The organism is Streptomyces sp. OfavH-34-F (assembly GCF_022347745.1).
Taxonomy (GTDB): Bacteria; Actinomycetota; Actinomycetes; order Streptomycetales; family Streptomycetaceae; genus Streptomyces.
On sequence record NZ_JAKRGC010000432.1, the window covers coordinates 1 to 4,221 of the forward strand.

A 4,221-nucleotide genomic window follows, 5' to 3' on the forward strand; every position below is an offset into this window, starting at 1 on the left:
GCCGTGTCCCTTCCCTGCCCCTTCCCGGGCCGGGGCGTCGCCCCGGCCCCGCGCCTCGTACGCCGGCGGGGGGGCCGGCGTCGGGCTACTTCTCCGTCACGCCTGCCGAGTCGAAGGTGGCCACCTCGTGCATCGCGCGCGCGGCGCTCTGGACGATCGGGAGCGCCAGCAGTGCGCCCGTTCCCTCGCCGAGGCGGAGGTCCAGGTCGACCAGCGGGCGCAGGCCCAGCTTGTTGAGCGCGGCGACGTGGCCGGGCTCGGCGCTGCGGTGGCCGGCGATGCAGGCGGCGAGGGCCTCGGGGGCGATGGCGCGGGCCACCAGGGCGGCGGCCCCCGCGCTCACTCCGTCCAGGATCACCGGTGTGCGGAGCGAGGCCCCGCCGAGCAGGAAGCCGGCCATCGCCGCGTGTTCCAGGCCGCCCACGGCCGCCAGGACACCGATCGGGTCGGCCGGGTCGGGCTGGTGGAGTTCGAGGGCCCGGCGCACCACGTCGATCTTGCGGGCGTGCATCTCGTCGTTGATGCCGGTGCCCCGGCCCGTCACCTCGGCCGGGTCCATCCCCGTGTACACGCAGATGAGGGCGGCCGAAGCGGTCGTGTTGGCGATGCCCATCTCGCCCGTGAGGAGGCCCTTGTTGCCGGCCGCCACCAGGTCGCGGGCGGTCTCGATGCCGACCTCGATGGCGGCGTGGACCTCTTCGCGGGTGAGAGCGGGACCGGTCGTGAAGTCGCCGGTGCCCGCCCGTACCTTCCGGGGCAGCAGGCCCGGCGTCGCGGGGAGGTCCGCGACCGCGCCGACGTCGACCACGCAGACCTCGGCGCCGACCTGGGAGGCGAAGGCGTTGCAGACCGCGCCGCCGCCGAGCATGTTGGCGATCATCTGGCCCGTGACCTCCTGGGGCCAGGCGGTGACGCCCTGGGCGTGCACCCCGTGGTCGCCCGCGAAGACCGCGACGGCGGCGGGCTCCGGGATGGGCGGCGGGCACATCCGGGAGAGGCCGGACAGCTGCGCCGAGATGATCTCCAGCATGCCCAGCGCACCGGCCGGCTTCGTCATCCGCTTCTGGCGCTCCCACGCCTCGCCGAGCGCCTTCGCGTCCAGCGGGCGGATGTTGGAGATCGTCTCCTGGAGCAGGTCGTGCGGTGCCTCGCCGGGCAGGGCGCGGCGGCCGTACGTCTCCTCGTGGACGACCCAGGACAGCGGGCGGCGCTTCGACCAGCCCGCCTGCATCAGCTCGGGCTCCTCCGGGAACTCGTCCACGTACCCGACGCACAGGTACGCCACGATCTCCAGGTGCTCGGGCAGGCCCAGCGCGCGCACCATCTCGCGCTCGTCGAAGAAGCTGACCCAGCCCACGCCGAGGCCCTCCGCGCGGGCGGCCAGCCACAGGTTCTCCACGGCCAGCGCCGAGGAGTAGGGGGCCATCTGCGGCTGGGTGTGCCGGCCGAGCGTGTGGCGGCCGCCCCGCGTCGGGTCGGCCGTCACCACGATGTTGACCGGCGTGTCGAGGATCGCCTCGATCTTCAGTTCCTTGAACTGCTTGGCCCGCGCCTTCGGCAGCGACTTGGCGTACGCCTCACGCTGCTGCTGGGCCAGTTCGTGCATCGTGCGGCGCGTCTCGGCGGAGCGGATGACCACGAAGTCCCACGGCTGCGAGTGCCCGACGCTGGGTGCCGTGTGCGCGGCCTCCAGAACGCGGAGCAGCACCTCGTGCGGGATGGGGTCGCTGCGGAAGCCGTTGCGGATGTCGCGGCGCTCCCGCATGACCCGCAGTACGGCCTCGCGCTCCGCGTCGTCGTACCCGGGTGCGGGGGGCGTGTCGTCGCCCGGCTCCTGGGCTTCGGCGGCCTCGGACTCTATCGACTGATCGGGGGCGGGGGCCGCCTCGGCGGCGGGGGCGGCCTCGGCGGCGGCGGACTCGTCGGCGTAGCCGAGGACGGCGAGGGCGCGGGCGGTCGGCGCCTCGACCAGCCGGACCGTGGCCTCGGTGACGATGCCGAGGGTGCCCTCGCTGCCGCAGAACGCGCGCACGGGGTCCGGTCCGTTCTCGGGCAGCAGGGCGTCCAGCGCGTAGCCGGAGATGCGGCGCGGGAGGTCGGGGAAGCCGGTGCGCAGCGGGGCGAGGTGGGAGGTGATCAGCTCGCGGACGCCGGGCGGGCCCCAGCCGCCGGGCTCCAGGCGCAGGGTGTCGCCGCCGTAGCGGGCGACGGTGAGGGCGTGGACGTTGTCGGCGGTGGTGCCCCAGGCGACGGAGTGCGCGCCGCAGGAGTTGTTGCCGATCATGCCGCCGAGCGTGCAGCGGCTGTGGGTGGAGGGGTCGGGGCCGAAGGTGAGGCCGTGCGGGGCGGCGGCGGCCCGCAGGTCGTCCAGGACGAGCCCCGGCTGCACGACCGCCGTCCGCGTGCCCGGGTCGAGCGCGAGGACGGAGCGCAGGTGGCGGGTGAGGTCGAGGACGACTCCGGTGCCGGTGGCCTGGCCGGCGATCGAGGTGCCGCCGCCGCGCGCGACGACCGGCACGCCGTGGTCGCGGCACACGGCGAGCGCGGCGGCGATGTCGGCGGCGTCGCGCGGGGCGACCACACCGAGCGGCACCCGGCGGTAGTTGGACGCGTCCATCGTGGTCAGCGCCCTGGCGGTGGCGTCGAAGGCGACCTCGCCGCGTACCGCCGCCCGCAGGTCGCGGACCAGGGCGGCGGGGGCGGAGGGCGTGGTGCTGCCGTGCGCTGCGGTACCGGATGCCATGGGCCAAGGATGCCGCCGAAGATCACCGCACGGGGCGAACGCGACATTGTTGAGCCGGAAATTGACAAGTTGAAAACACAAACAGAACGCGGATCACCACAAGTTCTTCCCAAAGAGATCGTCAATTCTCATATAGTGACGGGGACTTATCTGGGAATCACCTGTTCCAGTTGTCGCCCCTGCCCCAGGTGCCACGCACGTCCGAACCGCCCCGTCCGCCACCGTCCGCCCTCAAGGACTCCGCTTTGCGTCCCACAACCCGGCCGACCGCACTGGCCCTTCTGGTCACGGTGGCCCTCTCCGCACCCCTGTGCGCGTGGGCGGCCCTCGCCGCTCCCCCCTCGGCCAGGACCGCGGTGGCCTGGGGTTCCGGCGCCGCCGCCGTGCTGCTCGCCGCCGCCGTCGCCACCGCCGTCCACGCCCGCGTCGTGATCCGCAGGCTCCGCGAGGCCCACGCCGCCGAGAACGGGCGGTTCACCGCGGAGGTCTCCCGCCTGGTCTCCGCGTCCGCCGCCGAGGCCCAGCGGTTCACCGCGGAGACCGCCCGGGTCAGGGCCGCCGCGGCGGCGGAGGCGGCCCGGGTCAGGGACGAGGCCGCCACCGAGGCCGCCCGTCTCACCGCCGAGAGCGCCGAACTCCGCACCCGCCTCACCGCCGAGACCGCGAAGCTCCGGGCCCGCGTCTCGCGCGCCGAGACCGAGCGCTCCGCCGCCCTCACCGCCTGCGCCAACGCGGCCGGCCGGATGCAGGCCCTGGCCACCAGCATGCTCGCCGACCTGCGCGAGATGGAGCACCGGCACACCTCGGAGGACGTCCTCACCGACCTCCTCCACCTGGACCACCGCACCGCCCAGGCCGGCCGGCTCGCCGACTCCATCGCCGTGCTCACCGGCGCCCGTTCCGGCCGCCGCTGGGCCAGGCCCATCGTCATGGAGTCCGTGCTGCGCGGCGCGATGGGCCGGATCAGCGGCTACCAGCGCGTCCGGCTCCATTCCACCAGCGACGTCGCCGTCGCCGGGCACGCCGCCGAGGGCGTCATGCACGCGCTCGCCGAACTGCTCGACAACGCTGCCACCTTCTCGCCGCCCACCGCCGAGGTCCACGTGTACGTGGAGGAGGTCCCGGCCGGGATCGTCATCACGGTCGAGGACAGCGGACTGGTCATGAGCGACGTGCAGCTGCGCCGGGCCGAGCGCGCGGTCTCCGCCGCCGACAACGACCTCACCGGCCTGACCGGCACCCGGCTCGGGCTCGCCGTCGTCGGCCGGCTGGCCCGCAAGCACGGGCTGACCGTCTCGTTCCGGCCCTCCGCGCGCGGCGGCACCGGCGCGCTGATGATGCTCCCGCAGGAGATCATCACCCGCGCGCAGAACCGGACCACCCCGGCCGCCGCCCCGGCCGGCCCCTCCGCCACCGCCCCGGCGGGCGCCTCCGCCACCGCCCCGGCCGCCGAGCCGGAGCCCGTCCACACCTCCGGC

The 4,221-nt window shown here is 74.9% G+C and carries 2 protein-coding genes; one reads left to right on the forward strand and one right to left on the reverse strand.

The annotated features are described in order from the left end of the window. Window positions 1-85: 85 nt before the first annotated feature. Window positions 86-2,743, reverse strand: coding sequence for a nicotinate-nucleotide--dimethylbenzimidazole phosphoribosyltransferase (gene cobT / locus MHW47_RS32715; RefSeq protein ID WP_308381741.1), 2,658 nt, complete (start codon window positions 2,741-2,743; stop codon window positions 86-88). Window positions 2,744-2,988: 245 nt separating this feature from the next. Here cobT and MHW47_RS32725 point away from each other — a divergent pair. After that, a partial coding sequence (locus tag MHW47_RS32725; RefSeq protein ID WP_239227475.1) for a sensor histidine kinase KdpD occupies window positions 2,989-4,221 on the forward strand: 1,233 nt, incomplete at its 3' end.

What these genes read in the sequence shown, in the direction of transcription:
- cobT (WP_308381741.1), bottom strand. Translation starts at nt 2,743, where the DNA reads ATGGCATCCGGTACCGCAGCGCACGGCAGCACCACGCCCTCCGCCCCC.